The 17,902-nt window shown below is 37.1% G+C and carries 21 protein-coding genes and 1 pseudogene; all 22 read left to right on the top strand.

Going from position 1 to position 17,902, the window contains the following annotated elements; all coding sequences use genetic code 11:
- Positions 1 to 311 precede the first annotated feature (311 nt).
- The 22 genes and pseudogenes from HYU69_13805 to HYU69_13910 all read left to right on the top strand — a co-directional run bounded on the left by HYU69_13805 (position 312) and on the right by HYU69_13910 (position 17,790).
- Positions 312 to 440: pseudogene (locus HYU69_13805) on the top strand (transposase).
- A gap of 687 nt (positions 441 to 1,127) precedes the next feature.
- Positions 1,128 to 1,379, top strand: coding sequence for a hypothetical protein (locus HYU69_13810; protein ID MBI2271414.1), 252 nt, complete (start codon positions 1,128 to 1,130; stop codon positions 1,377 to 1,379).
- Between the two features lie 140 nt (positions 1,380 to 1,519).
- Positions 1,520 to 1,912, top strand: a complete 393-nt coding sequence (locus tag HYU69_13815) for a hypothetical protein (GenBank protein MBI2271415.1) — start codon at positions 1,520 to 1,522, stop codon at positions 1,910 to 1,912.
- Positions 1,913 to 1,953: 41 nt separating this feature from the next.
- A complete protein-coding gene (locus tag HYU69_13820; GenBank protein ID MBI2271416.1) occupies positions 1,954 to 2,388 on the top strand; it encodes a DoxX family protein in 435 nt (144 codons plus the stop codon).
- A 4-nt stretch (positions 2,389 to 2,392) separates the two neighbouring features.
- Positions 2,393 to 3,247, top strand: a complete 855-nt coding sequence (locus HYU69_13825) for a universal stress protein (protein MBI2271417.1) — start codon at positions 2,393 to 2,395, stop codon at positions 3,245 to 3,247.
- Between the two features lie 16 nt (positions 3,248 to 3,263).
- Positions 3,264 to 3,674, top strand: a complete 411-nt coding sequence (locus tag HYU69_13830; GenBank protein ID MBI2271418.1) for a hypothetical protein — start codon at positions 3,264 to 3,266, stop codon at positions 3,672 to 3,674.
- Positions 3,675 to 3,694: 20 nt separating this feature from the next.
- Positions 3,695 to 4,528: a universal stress protein gene (locus HYU69_13835; GenBank protein MBI2271419.1), complete on the top strand. Its 834-nt coding sequence runs from the start codon at positions 3,695 to 3,697 to the stop codon at positions 4,526 to 4,528.
- A gap of 21 nt (positions 4,529 to 4,549) precedes the next feature.
- Entirely contained in the window at positions 4,550 to 5,374 is an 825-nt protein-coding gene (locus tag HYU69_13840) for a universal stress protein (GenBank protein MBI2271420.1), read from the top strand.
- Between the two features lie 5 nt (positions 5,375 to 5,379).
- Positions 5,380 to 5,805 carry a vitamin K epoxide reductase family protein gene (locus HYU69_13845; protein ID MBI2271421.1) on the top strand — a complete coding sequence of 142 codons (426 nt, stop codon included), beginning with the start codon at positions 5,380 to 5,382 and terminating at the stop codon, positions 5,803 to 5,805.
- 5 nt (positions 5,806 to 5,810) lie between these two features.
- Complete coding sequence (locus tag HYU69_13850; protein ID MBI2271422.1) at positions 5,811 to 6,242, top strand: hypothetical protein; 432 nt, start codon at positions 5,811 to 5,813, stop codon at positions 6,240 to 6,242.
- 19 nt (positions 6,243 to 6,261) lie between these two features.
- Complete coding sequence (locus HYU69_13855) at positions 6,262 to 7,104, top strand: universal stress protein (protein ID MBI2271423.1); 843 nt, start codon at positions 6,262 to 6,264, stop codon at positions 7,102 to 7,104.
- Positions 7,105 to 7,130: 26 nt separating this feature from the next.
- Entirely contained in the window at positions 7,131 to 7,541 is a 411-nt protein-coding gene (locus HYU69_13860) for a hypothetical protein (protein MBI2271424.1), read from the top strand.
- Positions 7,542 to 7,572: 31 nt separating this feature from the next.
- Positions 7,573 to 8,448: a universal stress protein gene (locus HYU69_13865; GenBank protein ID MBI2271425.1), complete on the top strand. Its 876-nt coding sequence runs from the start codon at positions 7,573 to 7,575 to the stop codon at positions 8,446 to 8,448.
- Entirely contained in the window at positions 8,445 to 10,751 is a 2,307-nt protein-coding gene (locus HYU69_13870; protein MBI2271426.1) for a DUF4040 domain-containing protein, read from the top strand. Before HYU69_13865 ends, HYU69_13870 begins: the two co-directional genes overlap by 4 nt.
- Positions 10,752 to 10,771: 20 nt before the next feature.
- Complete coding sequence (locus HYU69_13875; GenBank protein ID MBI2271427.1) at positions 10,772 to 11,176, top strand: Na(+)/H(+) antiporter subunit B; 405 nt, start codon at positions 10,772 to 10,774, stop codon at positions 11,174 to 11,176.
- Between the two features lie 42 nt (positions 11,177 to 11,218).
- Positions 11,219 to 11,572 (top strand): Na+/H+ antiporter subunit C, encoded by a 354-nt coding sequence (locus tag HYU69_13880; protein ID MBI2271428.1) that lies wholly within the window; start codon positions 11,219 to 11,221, stop codon positions 11,570 to 11,572.
- Between the two features lie 60 nt (positions 11,573 to 11,632).
- Positions 11,633 to 13,123, top strand: coding sequence for a Na+/H+ antiporter subunit D (locus HYU69_13885; protein ID MBI2271429.1), 1,491 nt, complete (start codon positions 11,633 to 11,635; stop codon positions 13,121 to 13,123).
- Positions 13,124 to 13,144: 21 nt separating this feature from the next.
- A complete protein-coding gene (locus HYU69_13890; GenBank protein MBI2271430.1) occupies positions 13,145 to 13,639 on the top strand; it encodes a Na+/H+ antiporter subunit E in 495 nt (164 codons plus the stop codon).
- A 4-nt stretch (positions 13,640 to 13,643) separates the two neighbouring features.
- A complete protein-coding gene (locus tag HYU69_13895; protein ID MBI2271431.1) occupies positions 13,644 to 13,898 on the top strand; it encodes a cation:proton antiporter in 255 nt (84 codons plus the stop codon).
- A gap of 51 nt (positions 13,899 to 13,949) precedes the next feature.
- Positions 13,950 to 14,273, top strand: coding sequence for a monovalent cation/H(+) antiporter subunit G (locus tag HYU69_13900; GenBank protein MBI2271432.1), 324 nt, complete (start codon positions 13,950 to 13,952; stop codon positions 14,271 to 14,273).
- Positions 14,274 to 14,331: 58 nt separating this feature from the next.
- Positions 14,332 to 15,342 (top strand): sodium:calcium antiporter, encoded by a 1,011-nt coding sequence (locus tag HYU69_13905; protein MBI2271433.1) that lies wholly within the window; start codon positions 14,332 to 14,334, stop codon positions 15,340 to 15,342.
- 12 nt (positions 15,343 to 15,354) lie between these two features.
- Entirely contained in the window at positions 15,355 to 17,790 is a 2,436-nt protein-coding gene (locus HYU69_13910; protein ID MBI2271434.1) for a cation-translocating P-type ATPase, read from the top strand.
- The last annotated feature ends 112 nt before the right edge of the window (positions 17,791 to 17,902 follow it).

A 17,902-nucleotide genomic window follows, 5' to 3' on the forward strand; every position in this document is an offset into this window, starting at 1 on the left:
AGAGACTGTTTAAATTTCATATAAAATAAATGTTATGTCGCCCCGATGGGGCTTCGAATCATTGGGTTTTAATTTTCTACCAAGATTTCGCTCCTAACGGAGCTATTAAAATCCTGTAGGGATGGAATCTTGGTAGAAACATATAACATTTCAAATAGATAAATTTTAAACAGTTTCTTAATCTTATGCGTTAAATTTATTATGATTGAGTTTCAGGCTTAAGCCCGATCAATAATACCTTTAAAAATTGTTAGTTTTGACTTTTGAGAAAAGATTAATAGAAATATTATGTCAGTTAAAAAAATCAGTATATGCCTTTTGTAAAAGTCTATATTCATTTTGTGTGGAGCACCAAAAACAGGACACCCTTTCTTTCGACAAAGAATGTAAGACAACAGGTTTGGCAGCACATAAGAGAAAATGCAAAGAAGAAAAATATTATATAGATTTCATTATTCTTACTTTGGAAGCAAGGGCATAGTATCGGAATTTCTCAACAAAAAACGCGGCTTATCTACCCGGGTTATAAAAGCGCTTCATAAAGGACTCGGCTTGCCGTATGAGGTGTTGCTTTCCTGAGTTTTATCTTTTAGTATTACAGGTCGAGACGAATGTCCCGACCAACGGGTCTTTACGTTGTGTGCGATGTTTCGGCGTTTCTCTTGCTGTTCTATGGCTTGCAGAATTTCCATTCGTGAATGTTAGGGAATTAGAAATCCAGTTTAAGTGTACGCTGGAAGATGCTTTAAAAAAATTCTCTGATATAAAATAAAGAGATGTTGTGGTTTCAAATTCTTTAACATCATCCATATTGAACAGAAAATAAAAGATGGGTAAACAGCCCGGTATGAAAAAATCAGTGTTAAACTGAAAAAAGAACAGAGCTGCTACCCACATTTTTAAAATCTTTTTATGACTATTATGAAAATATTACCTCCTTTCTTCTTTCCTGACTACCTAAAAAGCCCTTTTGACGAATATCATAGAAATCGGCTAAAAGCGGTAATATTTTTGTTGCATTTTAGGGGCATCGGCACTTGCTTGAGGTTACCTGGTTATAATATTTATAGCTAATGAAATAATACAAAAGAAATCTAAAAAATATAATCTTTAAATAAAAAAATATCATGACAGAATTTAACGACCGTATAGAAGGCGAAATCAAAACGCACGAAAAAGAAATGATGAGAAAAGCAGTCATCCTAAAATATGGCAGCAAAGATCTGATTGAGCGCATTCACTATGTGATGTCAACGTATGAGAAAGACCATTGGTCTGAAGAGGAAATGTTTGAAAGGCTTACCGAGCTTGGGCTGAATGGAACAGACAGCATAAATGACGTTAAGAATGTGTTCAGTAATCCTTCTTATTCAAAATAAAAATGTAATTAAGGTCAAACATAAAAACTGATCTATCTCATATCTTCCTTTGACATAGATCACTTGTTAGTAACTGGTATAGGAGTTTATTTGTAAAAAGCAAAAAAATAAACACAAACTCAAACGTAAAAAGCAAAGGATTGAATCACAAACAATTCTATAAAGAATTTGGTCATCTATTGTATGCAATAGCCAGTTCAGATGGTAAAGTCCGCAGAAAAGAAGTTGAAGCATTGCGCGAATTTGTATTAAAGGAGCTTACTCCTTTTGAGCTTACCTCAGATTCATCGGGTATGAATCAGGCATTTTATACTCAGTTTGAGTTTGATGACATGGCTGATAAACATATACCTGCATCGGAAGTATTTATGTCTTTTGTGCAATATCTGAAAAGCAATGCTCCGCTAATTAACGAACAATTGAAAAATTCAATTATAAAAGCTGTGGAAAAAGTTGCCCATGCCTATAAAAAAACAAATAAGCTGGAGCAGGAGATGGTAGATAAACTTAAAGAAGAAATTGAAGTATTGTAAAGTGCTAAATTTTAACAAAAATCTAATAGTAATTTCCCAAGATGATTGAAATCAATGACGAAAATGTTTTAGTATTTACCCTTCGTGTAATACTTGGGCTGCTTTTCTTCTTCCAGGGATATGATAAAGTATTTAAGGTTAAAATTCCCGGTGTAATAACATTCTTTAGAAGCGAATTAGGGAGCATTAATGTACCCGACCTGGTTCTGAAACTTTCGACTTATTATACTTCATACATTGAGTTTTTATGTGGAGCCTTACTCATAGTCGGGCTATTCACCAAGTATGCATTATATCTGCTTGGGCTTGATCTTATTCTTGTAGTTGGGGCGTTCAGTTTGATTAAGCCAATGTGGGATATGCAACTCCTGTTCCCGAGATTGATGTTATTAAGTATTCTTCTTTATCTTCCTGAAGAGTGGAACCTGATTTCAGCAGACCATATATTAAATTATTTTTTTCATATATCCACATAACAACATGAGAACAATACTTGTCCCCACCGATTTTTCTGAGTGCTCTGCCGATGCAGTAAAATATGCCATCCATTTTGCTGAAAAAACCGGAAGGAAGTTGCTGTTTTTTCATTCCACCTTTCTGCTCATCCCTACCAGGAGTTCGAATACAGCACACTTAAATGCGGTGAAATCCGATAAACAAACGAAGTTGAAAATGTTGACTGGTTTTATTGAAAAAATTTATCGTTCGCTTAATATTAAAAGAGATGAGAATAATACACGATTTCTTGTAAAATTCGGAAATTCCGTTGTAGAAAATATCTCCGAAGTTATTGATGAACAATTTATTGATTTAATAATCATCGGTACACATGGAGCTACCGGCTTTAGGAAAGTTTTTGTCGGAAGTAACACGGCAAACGTAATTGAAGAATCCTATTGCCCGGTTCTTGCCATTCCGCATAAGTATAAGTTCAATGGCATTAAAACAATTGCGTACGCTTCCTCTGATTTGGATAACCTGAAAAAAGAATTAAAAAAAATTATTCCTGTAGCGAAAAAACTGGAGACTTCGTTGGAAGTATTTCATATTACAGCTGGTGCTGAATCGTTGATTGAAAAACATGAAAAATTCAATTCGGAAGTGTTTATGAAATCTCTTTCACGCCTTTTCAAATTTCATAATATGAGCTTGTATGTGATTAATGGCGGGAAAAATATTCTGATTGATGCGATCGGAAATTTTGTAAAACACAACAAGCCTGATATACTTACGATGCTGACACATAAGAGAGGGTTCTTCGAAAAAATATTTAATACGAGTCAAACGAAAGAAATCTCTTATAAATTGAGTGTTCCACTAATGGTGTTAAAATAAAAAAACAAAAATAACGATGGAAATAATCATAGACAAAAGCAAGAAAATAAATACAATACAAAAGGAATTTCAAAAGCGATTCCCTTTTTTGAAAATTGAATTTTACAAACAAGCTCATTCTCAGGGGGAGGGTTCGTCAAAGAAAAATACGCTGAACAATGAACTGACTATTGGTGAAGTGCAGAAAAAACACACATCCGGAACAGTTAAAATAACCGGACTGATGAAGGTTTCAGAACTTGAAAGTGCATTTACAAAAACCTTCGGTTTGTCAGTTCAGGTTTTTCGCAAATCGGGGAATGTATGGCTTCAAACCACCATAACCGACAATTGGACACTTGCAGAGCAAAATCAAAGAGCGAGTGAAAAAGTGGCCACTGCTGAAGAAAATATAATTAGTTCAATGGATCGCCAGGAATTGGAATAATAATCTTTAAAAAAGCACCGATGAAAGCAATACTTGTACCAACTGATTTTTCTACAAATGCGAACAACGCATTAAAATATGCCAACGCATTTGCACAAGCTGCAAAAAATAAATTAGTATTACTGAATGTTTATAAACCCATAGTAGGGAAGTATAATATTATACCCGGAATAATTGCAGAAGAAACTGCGACAGCAAAAAAGGAAAGTAAAAAGAAGCTAAAAGCTTTATGCAACAAATATGTAAAAGCATCTTGTGCCGAGTTGGTTGAAGTGGGCGATCCAACAGATGAAATCATGGAAGCAGCTCAAAAAAACAAATCCAGCCTGATTATTATGGGAACACATGGCGCAAGTGGTTTAACAGGAATGCTATTTGGAGGAAAAACTTCCGCTGTAATTTCTAAATCTAATATCCCGGTGCTTGCCATTCCGCAACGTTACCGTTTCAGGAAAATAAAAACCATTGTTTATGCTTCTGATCTTAAAAATGCGGTAAATGAATTGAAACACCTCATTTCAATAGCTAAATCTCTAAATGCAACAATAGAAATTCTAAATCTTGATTATGGTTGGGGTGATAATGCAGAGAAAAAGAAGTTACTTGAAAGAAAAATTAAATCAATGGGCTATAAAAAAATAAAACTTGTTGAACAAAAAGCAAGCATTGAGGAAACCGTGTTAGAACAAATCAAAAAATACCTTCAAAAAAGCAAACCTGAAATTTTGGCCATGTTCCCTGAAGAGAAGGGGTGGTTTGATAAAATTTTTATCAGCAGCAAAACCGAAGAGCTTGCCTACCATGTAAAAATTCCTTTGCTTTCAATTAGAAAATCCATTGTTAAACCAAAATAATCGTATAAAACTTAAAATACCATGAGAATTTTAATTCCGACCGATTTTTCAAAACTGTCAAAAGTGGCAGTTCAATATGCCGTTAAAATGTCAAAAAAACTTAGTGCAGAACTCGTCCTTCTGCATGTGGTCTATATTGATGCCCCACCTCGTGCTGCTGTTGCTGTAAAAATTAAAAGCATAGAAGATGCGATGGTTGATAATGCGACACAAGATTGTATCCAGCTTATTAATGAAATTAAATCAGAGAATAAGGGAAAACTAAACGTATCATACAAAATTATAAAAGGATATCCTGTTGAAGACGTAGTTGGAAATTTTGCTCATCATAATGATATTTCACTCATCATTATGGGAACCAAAGGTGCAACCGGGTTGAAAAAGGTACTGATGGGCAGCAATGCAACGGCAGTAATAAACAACAGCGATATTCCCGTAATTACTGTACCTGAGTTTGCAAGGTTTAAGAACCTTAAACACATTGTTTATGCTACTGATTTGACAAACCTAAATGCTGAAATGAAGGTGCTTGTTCCGTTGGCAAAGTTGTTTGATGCTACTGTTCATATTTCTCACATTCTTTCACCAAAATCAAAAAAGAAGGTTGATACAAAAAAAATCATTGCTGATATAATCAGGAAAATGAGTTATCCTAAAATCACTTTCCACATTTTGATGAATGACGATATTACAGAAGGAATAGAAGAATACATTGCCGATACAAAAGCCGATATGCTGGCCATGTTCACACATAATCTTACATTCTTTGAAAGACTTTTTGGTAAGAGCGTTACCCGCCAAATGGCATTTCAAGGCTGGGTTCCATTATTGACTATTAAAAAATAGAGTGTATGAATAGCTATGTTACAGCAATATTAATTTTCGCAGCAATTGGCATTGCCAATACAATTTATCTATCATGGTGCTGCATTACACAAAGAGACGTGAAATGTTTGTTTCTGCCAGCCAAGCAGTGCCTTAAAGTGCAACACAGCAAATACAGCCGTACAATGGGTATTCCCAATCCTTACCTTGGTTTAGCAATGCTTGTTGCCATTTTTGTGCTCACCATTCTTTTTGTGAAAGGGTCAATTACCTTTTTAATAATCTTTGGAATTATCGTTTTCGGATTTTTATTTTCCATCTATTTCACTTTAATCCAAGCTGTCAAGCTTAAAGCATTTTGCACTTGGTGTGTATTATCTGCTATTGTGTTTACGGTACTTTTTGTTTTATCACTTCTGCAAATGATTTTATTATATCCTAACCAATTTTAAAAATTATGAAAAACAATTACAAAAATACAGGGAATATTGTCAGCATGTCGCTTGTTTTATTTTTTGCCATTTCCTGCTCTAATGATAAGCTAAAAGAGGAAAAGTCACAAAACGATAATGGAAAAGAAATAATTAGTGCATCCGATTCAACCGAGATTAAATTTCAGGCCATGAAGGAGAAATACAGCCAGCAGATCAAAGAGGAAATAACGGAGACGGATAAAAAGATTGATGAATTAAATGAACAATTTGATAAAGCCAAAGGAAAACTAAAAAACAAACTCAAAGAAGAAATAACTGAATGGCAGGCAAAAAAACAAATCCTCAAAGAAACCTGGGATAAAATTGAAAAAACTACTAAGGATAATTGGGAGAATTTTGAAAAAGAAATGAAAGACACATTGAGAATGGTGCAAGATAGCGTAAAAACAAAATGAACAAACAAAAATTATTTTTATGAAAACAATACTTGTACCAACCGATTTTTCTAAGTGCGCCTATAATGCTGCTAACTATGCGGTAGCACTGGCCAAAGCAACTAAAGCAAAAGTAATTTTGTTGCACGTTTATCAGGCTCCTGTTCCTCCACCAGAGACATATATAAGTCCCATTTCAATTACAGAACTTTATGAGGCAAACATGAAGCGTTTGAAGAAAATGGCTGACTTTGAACTTAGTATAAACACTGAAACATCAGAACTTGAAATTAATTGCGAAGCGAAAGCAGGTTTAGTAGTTAGCGAAATTATTGATGCTGCAAAAAAATATAACGCAGGAATGATTGTAATGGGAACGGAGGGTGCTACCGGTGTAATTAAAAAGTACATACTTGGAAGTAATGCTGCCAATGTAATTGCAAAATCACCCTGCCCCGTGTTGGCTGTACCTGAAAACGCAAAATATCTTGGGTTCAAGCAAATTGTTTTTGCTGCTGATTTTCACGAAGTAAAAAACAATTCATCTTTTGATTCGTTAGCTGAAATTTCACTTCTTTTTGATTCGAAGATCTTGATTCTATCCGTCAGTAAAAATAAAGGTGATATTCCGTCAATAACCGAGGCATTTGAAGGGCTAAATCTTGATAAGGTTTTTGAACGTATTCCGAATAGTTTTCATAATGTAGTTTCAGAAGATACTGCGAGAAAAATTAGTGATTTCGTAAATACAAACAACGCTGATCTGTTGGTTACCATGCCGCAAAAGCATAGTTATCTTGAATTGATTTTTAATAAGAGCATCACGCGTGATCTTGTATTTCATACACAAACACCAATCCTCTGTTTACCCGAAAAACAATAATCTCTGTATAAAAAAATCATAGAACGATGAAAAAACAAACTGGTATTTGGATAGATGGTTCAAAAGCAATAATTGTTACGCTGTTTGGTGGGCAGGAAAGTATAAAGGAAATTGAATCCGATATTGAAAATCGTATTTATCACGAAAAGGAAGGAGATAAAGGATCATTTATGGGAAGCCGGCACATCAATAATGAGAAAAAATTTGAAGAAAGAAGAAAACACCAGACATACAGCTTTCTGAAAAGTGTGTTGGAACAAATAAAGCATAATGATGAGCTTTATGTTTTTGGGCCTGCTGAAATCAAAACAAAATTAAAACAGCACATTGAAAAGGAAGGAAATGGTGTAGTCAATAAATTAAAATCAGTCAAAACAGCTGATAGCATGTCCTTGAATCAGGTGGTAGCAAAAGTGAAGAAATTTTATGATTTATAATACAACTCCGTACAAAAACATCTTTTAGCCAATGAAGATTATAAAAACGATTATTGTGCCTACCGACTTCTCAATTCCTGCTGATAATACAGTGCATTATGCAATGAAGCTGGCAAATGTATTTGATGCTTCCATTATACTTTATCACTCTTTCATTCCATTTGAAAGCGGTTTTTACCCCCGCGCTCAAAGCCAAAAGGAAAATAAGAATACGGAGGATAATTTAATTAATCGTCTTGCCAAAATTAAAGACAAACTTTTGAAATCAAACAAAAATATTCCTGTTTCTATTCATGTTGATCGGGGACCGGAAAGCCTTCGATTGGCAGAGTTTTGCAAGAAAAAGAAAATTGACTTAATAGTAGTGGGAGCGAAAGGTGCAAGCGGACTAAAAGAAGTTGTAATTGGAAGTTTTACTGCCGATACAATGACTAAAGCTCCTTGCCCTGTATTAGCGATTCCGCAAAAATGTAAATTTAAAATCCCTAAAAAAATAACTTTCGCATCCGATTATCACAAAAAGGACATTCAGACAATCAAATTCCTTTTAAAATGGAATGAACCGTTTAAGGCAAAAATTAATATACTGCATATAGATGACGGGAAATACATACCCGCATTTGAAGAAGAAATATTCAGGAATTATAAAAGAAAGATTGAAAAGCAGTGTAAAGATAATTCTCTTTCTTTTCAGCATGTTGAAGAAAAGGACATCTCAAAAGCAATTTTACACATTACCTTAAATGATAAAACAGATATTTTAGTTTTATCACCAATAAAAAGAGAAGAGATTTGGAATCGCTTGTTTCATAAAAGCATAACAAAATCTACCGCTTATCATATCCGCTTTCCATTACTAACAATTCCGATTAAAAGCCATGAAAATACTATTCAAAATAAAGTATGAATCCGATCTTAACCTGCCTGAGTATTATTTTCGCAGGAGCTATAGCGGCTCCGTTCATCTGCCGCCTGTTTAAAAAATATTCGCCCTGGTTGCTTTGCCTCTTTCCACTCCTTTCTTTTACAGGATTTTTAAGTTTAGCTCCACATGTATTTTCAGGAAAACGTCTCATAGAAAAATATGAATGGGTAAATGCACTCGAATTCAATTTTCAATTTGACCTTGATGGGTTAAGTTTGCTCTTCGTGCTGTTAATTACCGGCATCGGAACGCTTATTATTATTTATGCCGGCTCGTATCTTTCAAAAGATAAAAATCTGCCAAATTTCTATTCTTTTATATTCATCTTCATGGGAGCCATGCTTGGCATGATGCTTTCTGATAATATTTTTGTACTCTTTATTTTCTGGGAACTTACAAGCATCAGCTCCTACCTGTTAATTGGATATAACCATGAAGAAGAAAATGCAAGAAAGTCGGCCCTCCAGGCGTTGCTGGTGACAGGCACGGGAGGACTGGCATTATTAGCAGGATTGATACTGGCTGCTAATGCCGCTGGATCTCCCAATATTTCCGATTGGATTGCAGGCGGGAGAACTTTAATTGACTCCAAACATTTTGGTTTAATGCTCACCCTTCTGCTGCTAGGTGCATTTACAAAATCAACTCAGTTTCCATTTCATTTCTGGCTGCCCAACGCTATGGCAGCGCCCACTCCTGTAAGCGCCTATTTACATTCCGCCACTATGGTAAAAGCGGGAATATACCTCCTCGCCCGGCTTAATCCTTATTTTTTTCAGGCGGAAGAATGGCGTTATTCATTAATCTTCCTCGGAGGAATTACCATGCTGGTCGGGGCTGTGTCTGCACTGTTTCATTCTGACCTAAAAAAAATCCTTGCGTATACAACAATATCTGCCCTGGGAGTAATGGTTTTAGCCATCGGTATCGGAACACCGCAAGCTATACAGGGATTGGTGGTATTTTTACTTGCTCATGCCATTTACAAAGGCGCACTGTTCATGATAGCCGGAAATATTGACCATGCAACAGGCACACGGGATATAAATAAACTTTCGGGCTTGTTCAGGAATATGCCCTTCACTGCTTTTGCTGCCATGCTTGCTGCCTTATCCATGGCGGGAATCCCTTTTATGCCAGGCTTCTTATCCAAAGAACTTTTTTATGGAGCCATAATGGAATCTCCCGAATTATCTTTACTGTTGTCTTTAATCATTGTATCCGCCAACAGTATTTTCGTTGTTATTGCGCTGCTGCTTGGATGGAAATTATTTTTCAATACTCCGTTTCTGAAAAAACCACAACTTGCTGAAGTAGCTCCCGGCATGTATCTCGGCCCTGTTGTTCTGGGAATTGCGGGTATGTTTATCGTTATTTTTCCGTTCCTAAAAGCGGAGACGCTGCTTGCAAGCGCGGCAGTTTCTGTTTCCCGCTCAGCTGCAGGATGGGAACTGCGAATATGGCATGGCTTTACTTCTGTTTTAGGATTAAGCGCCCTTACGCTTCTGCTTGGCTGGCTTGTATACAGGTTTCATGAAACCATTTTTAATAAATTCAGCCAATGGATTTACAAACTGGAAAAATACGGCCCCGAAGCTATTTATAATTTATCCTGGAAAGCAATAATCCGTTTTGCCGAAGTGATCATATCTATTGTACAAAACGGCTATCTGCGTTTTTATATCATGAGCATCCTGGCTACTTTGATCTTCTTTATTTTATTTACTATTCATCATTACAACCTTGTTGAATTCAATTTCTCTTTTTCGGGAATTGAAATATATGAAATACTCCTTACCATACTTGTTATATCAGCAATTGTGTTTGTTGTCATTTCAAAATCACGCCTGATTGCCGTTGTTATTCTGGGTGTAGTAGGATATGGTGTGGCCTTATTTTACGCCATCTACGGAGGAGCTGACCTTGCTATGACCCAATTCCTGGTGGAAACACTTACCGTAGTAATTTTCGTATATATCCTGTCGAAACTTCCGGGATTTATTAGTCTTTCTTCCCGCATACAGAGATGGCGTGACATTTTAATTGCTTTTACAGGTGGTGCAACTATAACCACTATAATGTTATTGGTAACAAACTATCCGCTTGTTTCGGAATTGAAGGCTTTTTTTGGCGAGAACAGTTATTTGCTTGGAAAAGGAAGAAATGCCGTGAACGTTATACTGGTTGACTTCAGAGCGCTGGATACATTGGGAGAAATTACAGTGCTTGCCATTGTCGCCCTTGGTGTCTTCGCATTAATAAAATTTAAATCCCAAACAAGCTAAACATAAATTTTTGTCAACGAATGAAATCACTGATATTACAAACAACAGTTAAAATCCTATTTCCTTTCCTGGTCATTGCGTCTGTATTGTCATTATTCAGGGGGCATAATGAACCGGGAGGCGGATTTATAGGGGGCTTGGTGGCCGCCTCGGCATTCATACTGCTCACGTTTGCCTTTGGAGTAAAGGAAACAGAGAAAAGAGTGTATATAAAACCCATGTTGTTTACAATTATTGGATTAACCTGCGCTTTTATGGCTTTAGTGCTGCCGGTGATGTTTGGGTTTAATTTTTTTGAAGCGATATGGGCGGATTTTAAACTCCCGATTATCGGAAGGCCCGGAACACCGCTGTTATTTGATACCGGTGTTTACTTAGTTGTTACAGGAACGGTATGCAAAATAATTTTTGTAATAGGCGATTGATGAATTATAATATAATTTGATGAAACTAACATTTACTGAATAATGGAATTTTTTTTATCCATATTAACGGGTGTACTTTACACTGCATCCTTTTACATGATGCTGAGACGTAGTATGGTAAAATTAATTTTCGGCATGGTGTTATTCAGCCATGCTTCCAACCTGCTCATCTTAACCCTGGGAAGATTATCAAAAGGAAATCCCCCGATCATTCCCGAACACGCGGAACTCCTTACTACCCCTTATGCCGACCCTCTTCCACAGGCAATGATTTTAACTGCCATTGTAATTAGCTTTGGCATACAGGTATTTGCCATCGTGCTTATAAGAAGAGCATATGAAGAAACAGGCAGCGATGATTTAGATAAACTGACGTCAACGGATAAAATACAATAGATATATGGCAACTATAAAATTTTACATCATCTACCTGCTGTCAGCTAACCGCCACTGTATATGAATTTAGTAGTACCCATACTTATCCCTTTCTTAACCGCTTTGCTTTGTCTTGCGGCATGGCGAATGAGACGGCTTCAGGGCTGGCTCACGGTTGGCGGCATGGGAGTAATGCTCTATACTGCTTATGTTCTTTTTATTAGTGTTAGGGCAAAAGGCATTATGAGCCTGCAAATGGGAAACTGGAATGCCCCCTTCGGCATCACCCTTTCGGCAGATTTGCTTTCCTGCATTATGCTCATTATGGCGGCCCTCATCGGGTTAGCTGTAAGTTTTTATTCCATTGCTTCCGTGGATGAGGAAAGACAATCCTTCGGATTTTATCCCCTGTTCAATTTTCTTATTTTCGGAGTAGCGGGTGCATTTGCAGCAGGCGATATTTTTAACCTCTATGTATGGTTTGAAATCATGTTGATCTCTTCTTTTGTGATGCTGGCGCTGGGAGGAAAAAAAGAACAACTCGAAGGTTCAATAAAATATGTAGCGCTTAATTTTCTTTCTTCCGGCTTTTTTTTAGCCGGGGTTGCCATTCTCTACAGTATTACCGGCACATTAAACATGGCTCATCTTGCTCAGCAGGCGGCAGTTGTTCCTGAAAAAGGATTGCTTGCGGTTGCCTCTGTATTTTTCTTAATTGCTTTCGGCATCAAAGCAGCTGTATTTCCTTTATTCTTCTGGTTGCCCGCTTCCTATCATACACCTCCCGTTGCAGTAACGGCAATATTCTCCGGCCTTCTGACCAAGGTGGGTGTATATGCACTTATTCGTATGTTTAGCCTGATCTTTGTATTTGACACCGGCTACACACATACCATATTGATGATTTTATCTGCGTTAACTATGATAGTGGGAGTGCTTGGCCCTATCATACATCATGATTTCAGAAGGATATTATCATTTCATATCGTCAGCCAGATTGGCTATATTATTATGGGCATGGCAATCTTCAGTCCTCTTGCACTTGCCGGAAGTATTTTTTTTATTATGCACATTATCCTGGTAAAGACCAATCTTTTTCTCATCAGCGGCATCGTGCATTACCTAAAAGGAAGTTTTAACCTGCGATTTGCGGGGGGCATTTATCGTGATTATCCCTGGCTTGCCTTTCTATTTCTTGTTCCTGCCCTTGCGCTTGCAGGGTTACCGCCCTTTTCCGGTTTTTGGGCAAAAATTATTCTTATAAAATCGGCTATTGACGCGGAACTTTTTTGGCTCCTGTTTATTGCGTTGGGTGTAAGTTTACTGACTTTATATTCCATGACTAAAATATGGAATGAAGTTTTTTGGGCAAACGAAGCGGAGGCGAAGGACACTTCAGAACATTTTGCCATAAGCTCCGGTCCATTATGGATGATGGCATTGCCGGTAATTTTTTTGGTTGGCTGCACTTTGCTGATCGGGCTTTATCCGGTACCATTTTTTAAGCTCGCGGAAGAAACAGCTCTCCAACTGCTGAACAGGAATGAATATATAAAAGCAATTTTGCATTAAACAAAAAGAGATGAACAACAAATGAAATGGCTCCTGATTAATATTGTCATAGCCCTGGCCGGATATTATTTTGCCGGCAATTTTGTAGCGCTTAATTATGAAAAGCCTGCGATTTTCCTCCTTGTATTCAGCAGTCTATTTCTTTCTTTCTGGCTGTTGACTTTCCTCTTAAACAGGCAGTATTTCTTTAAAGTTCCGAAGATTATTAAATTCATTGGCTTTATCCTGAAAGAATTATTTATCAGTAATCTCCGCATAACCTATGATGTTTTAACGCCGGGACACCGGATGAATCCTGCAATTATAGCCCTCCCCCTGGATGCGCAAACCGATATTGAAATCGTTGCACTTGCTATCCTTATCACATTCACACCTGGTACACTGGGTTTAAAAGTATCAGAAGATAAAAGAATACTATATATACATGAAATGTATATACCTGACAATGATGTGGAAGCAGCAAAAAAAAGAATTAAAAACGGATTTGAACGAAGATTACTCGAAATAACCAGATAAAAAGATGGCAATCATTATCTCCTTAATACTATCAATTCTTGCTACAGCGCCAATAATGTACCGTCTTTTAAAAGGCCCGTCCATTGCCGACCGTGTTGCCGCATTTGATGTGCTGACATGTACTGTTATGGGAATGATTGGAATTCTCAGTATTAAAACTGATAATACTGTTTACATTGACGTGGTTTTGACCATGTCTTTCGTGGTTTTTTTAGGCGCAATTGCGTTTGCATATTATATGGAAAAAAGAAAAAAATAAACATCGTTTAGAATTCAAGAAAAAACAGACCATTTGTAAAAAAAAATTAAAATGCTGACGAATATTAGTATCTGTATGGGTATCTCTTTTATTTTGATTGCTGCCATAGGCATCATTCGGATGCCCGACGTACTAACGCGGATGTCAGTGGTTTCAAAAGCGATAACATTTGGTCTGGGATTTATTTTATTGGGCATAATTATTCATTTTAATGATACCTCCACATTTATTAAAGTTGCCATCATTTATATTTTCCTTTCTTTATCCACCTCAATAGCTGCTTCTGTCATTGGGCTTGCAGCCTATAATGACAAAAAAACAAAATTAAGCGATCTGACTTTTTTGGATGAGATGAACGATGAGAAGAAACAGTAATTACAGTATGGTAACTGCTAAAATTTAAACGTATAGGACAAAACTAACAATATAAGGGATGAATAATATATATATACATATTGCCGGATTTTTAGTTTGTGCCGCAATTATTATTTATAGCGGTACCAAACTTTCCTTTTACGGAGATAAAATTGCCGAGCTCACAGGAATGGGCAAGGCCTGGGTAGGGCTTATTTTAATGGCGTCAGTTACTTCATTGCCTGAATTAATAACAGGGATTAGTTCAGTAGCCATTGTTAAAGCACCCAACCTGGCAGCCGGAGATATTTTTGGCAGCTGCGTATTTAACCTGCTCATACTTTCTGTTTTAGATACCAGGATAAAACAACCTCTTTTTTCAATGGTCAAATCAAGTCATATCGTAGCAGCAATTTTCGGAATTATTTTATTAACGGTAACAGGTATGGCAATTTACTTGTCGGATGAAATACCGTCCGTATTATGGATAAGCAGTTTTTCATTTGTCCTGTTTGGAATATATTTAGTATCTATATGGGGCATTTTTAAATATGAACATGCCGCTTTGATTGAATCTCCGCCATTGGAAATTCCTCAAAACTCTTCCCATTCTGCCGACCTGAAAAAAGTTATTGGCGGCTATGCGCTACATGCCTTAATTGTAATTGGTGCAGCTATATTTCTACCCTATTTTGGCGATCACATTGCAACACATACGGGTTTAGGTAATGCATTTTTCGGCACACTATTTATTGCTGCGGCAACATCTTTACCCGAATTGGTAGTTTCCCTAGCTGCGTTACGAATGGGCTCGTTGGATATGGCTGTTGGAAATTTATTGGGCAGCAATGTGTTTAATATGTTTATACTCGGCATTGATGATATTTTTTACCGGGAAGGTTCCTTGTTTAATGCCATTTCTCCCTCTCATTTGTTATCGGTATTTGTTACGATTATTATGACCGCTGTAGTAGGGTTAGGGCTACTTTTTAAACCAAAGAAAAAACAACTATGGCTTTTAAGCCTTGATACTTTTATAATTGCCCTTCTATACATGGCTCTTATGACCTATTTATTTATTAAAAAATAAAGTAACAGGAAAATGAACTGGCATTTATTACCTCTTGCCGAAATATCTCAGTTGTTAAATACAACACCGTCAGGCATTGATAATTTAACTGCCTCGCAGCGGTTGGTTGAGCACGGTAAAAATCAGATCACTGACAAAAAAAAGAAAACCGTTTTTCAGATGCTGCTGCATCAGTTAATGGATTTCATGATTCTCATCCTTATTTCAGCGGCAGTTATATCGGGCATTTTAGGAGATATGACAGACACTATAATTATTCTTGCCATCATTATTCTGAATGCAGCTGTTGGAATAATACAAGAGTATCGTGCCGAAAAAGCAATAGAGGCACTAAAGCAATTGGCAGCCACCAACGCCCGTATTCTGCGTGAAGGAAAAGCTGCTGATGTTCCTGCTTCTGATTTAGTGCCCGGAGATGTGGTGATACTTGAAGCCGGAAATATTATTCCTGCTGATATACGATTTTTTGAAACGCATCAAATTAAAGTAGATGAATCAGCGCTCACAGGCGAATCGCATAATGTAGAAAAAGACTCCAATGAATTGCCCGAAGGAGATTACCCGCTCGGTGACAGAATAAACATGGGCTTTAAGGGAACATTTATTACAAATGGCCGTGCGCTTGCCTATGTGGCCGCAACAGGTATGGGCACTGAACTTGGGCGGATCGCAAAAATGATTCAAACCGATGAAACATCAACACCACTGCAAAAAAGATTAGCTACATTTGGAAAACGCTTGTCAGTAGGAATATTGATTATTTGCACGGTAATATTTCTTATTGGCTGGATGAGAGGCGAAGAAATATTAACCATGTTGTTAACTTCCATTTCGCTTGCAGTTGCAGCCATACCGGAAGCATTACCTGCATTGGTAACCATAGCGCTTGCGTTTGGTGCAAAACGATTAGTGAAAAGCAATGCACTTATCCGTAAACTACCTGCTGTCGAAACCCTTGGCTCTGTTACTTACATTTGCTCCGATAAAACCGGCACGCTTACACTCAATAAAATGACGGTGCAGGAAATTTATGAAGCAGAAATTGACAACTCCAATGTTGTGTTTTCAGATAGCCATCCTTTACTCACTGCAATGGCATTAAACAACGATGTTTCAAAAGACAATGACGGAAAATGGCTAGGCGATTCAACAGAAGTTGCCCTGGTTCAATATGCTTTCGATAATAATTCAGAGAGAAGCGATTTGGAAACAAAGTTTCCAAGAATTGCAGAATTGCCCTTTGATTCCACAAGGAAGTGCATGACCACATTGCATGAAACTAAAAATGGAATCATTGCGATAACAAAAGGTGCAGTGGATGTATTACTCGGAAAACTGAATAATGAACAACAATCACTTATTATTGAATTTGAACGCAAAGTAAATGAGATGGCTGAAAAAGGTTATCGGGTTTTAGGATATGCAATTAAAATGCTGCCGGCTTTGCCGGAGAAGATAAATACTGATGAAATAGAAACATCATTAACACTTATTGGCTTTGCCGGAATGATCGATCCTCCGCGTGAAGAAGCAAAACAAGCAGTAGCGGAATGTAAACAAGCAGGAATTATTCCTGTGATGATAACAGGCGACCATAAACTCACCGCCAAAGCCATTGCAAAACAATTAGGAATAATTTCCTCTGAAGAAGACATCGTATTAAACGGTTCCGAACTTGCCAAATTAACACTTGATGAGTTTGAAAAAATTGTAGAAAGAGTGCGTGTGTATGCTCGGGTAAATCCTGAACAAAAACTAAAGATCATACGTGCCTTACAAGACAAGCATCACTTTGTAGCTATGACGGGCGATGGTGTGAATGACGCACCCGCGCTAAAAAATGCCGATATCGGTATTGCAATGGGTATCAACGGAACCGAAGTATCCAAGGAGGTATCACACATGATTTTGCTTGATGATAATTTTGCAACAATTGTTATTGCCGTAAAACACGGGCGAAGAATTTTTGATAATATTTTAAAATTCATCAAATACATTATGACCGGAAATTCAGGGGAAATATGGGCAATTTTTCTTGCCCCATTCTTCGGTCTGCCAATTCCGTTGTTGGCAATACATATTCTGTGGATTAATCTTGTAACTGATGGATTACCGGGCTTAGCACTTGCTTCTGAGCCGTCAGATGCCAACATTATGAAACGAAAGCCAAGAAATCCAAAGCAAAATATTTTTGCAGGAGGCATGGCATTGCACATTTTATGGGTAGGATTTTTAATGGGCGTAGTAACCATTGGAATGCAGGCTTATGCAATACAAAGTGAAAATTCACATTGGCAAACAATGGCTTTTTCTGTGCTTTGCTTCAGCCAGCTGGGACATGTAATGGCAATTCGTTCAGAGGGAGTATCCATTTTTAAAATAGGCGTGTTTTCTAATAAGCCATTATTAGGGGCATTATTTCACCCGAGTTTGACACTTGATTTTTAACAATTCAGCAATGATGTGGGTTTGCGGGCATGGGGTTAGGTTTGTGCCACTACATTTTGGGTTCTGTCTTAAGAATTTTGGGCGGGATTTGCATTCCTAAGGTTTTGAAGAG

It is taken from the genome of Bacteroidota bacterium (assembly GCA_016183775.1).
Classification (GTDB): domain Bacteria; phylum Bacteroidota; class Bacteroidia; order JABDFU01; family JABDFU01; genus JABDFU01.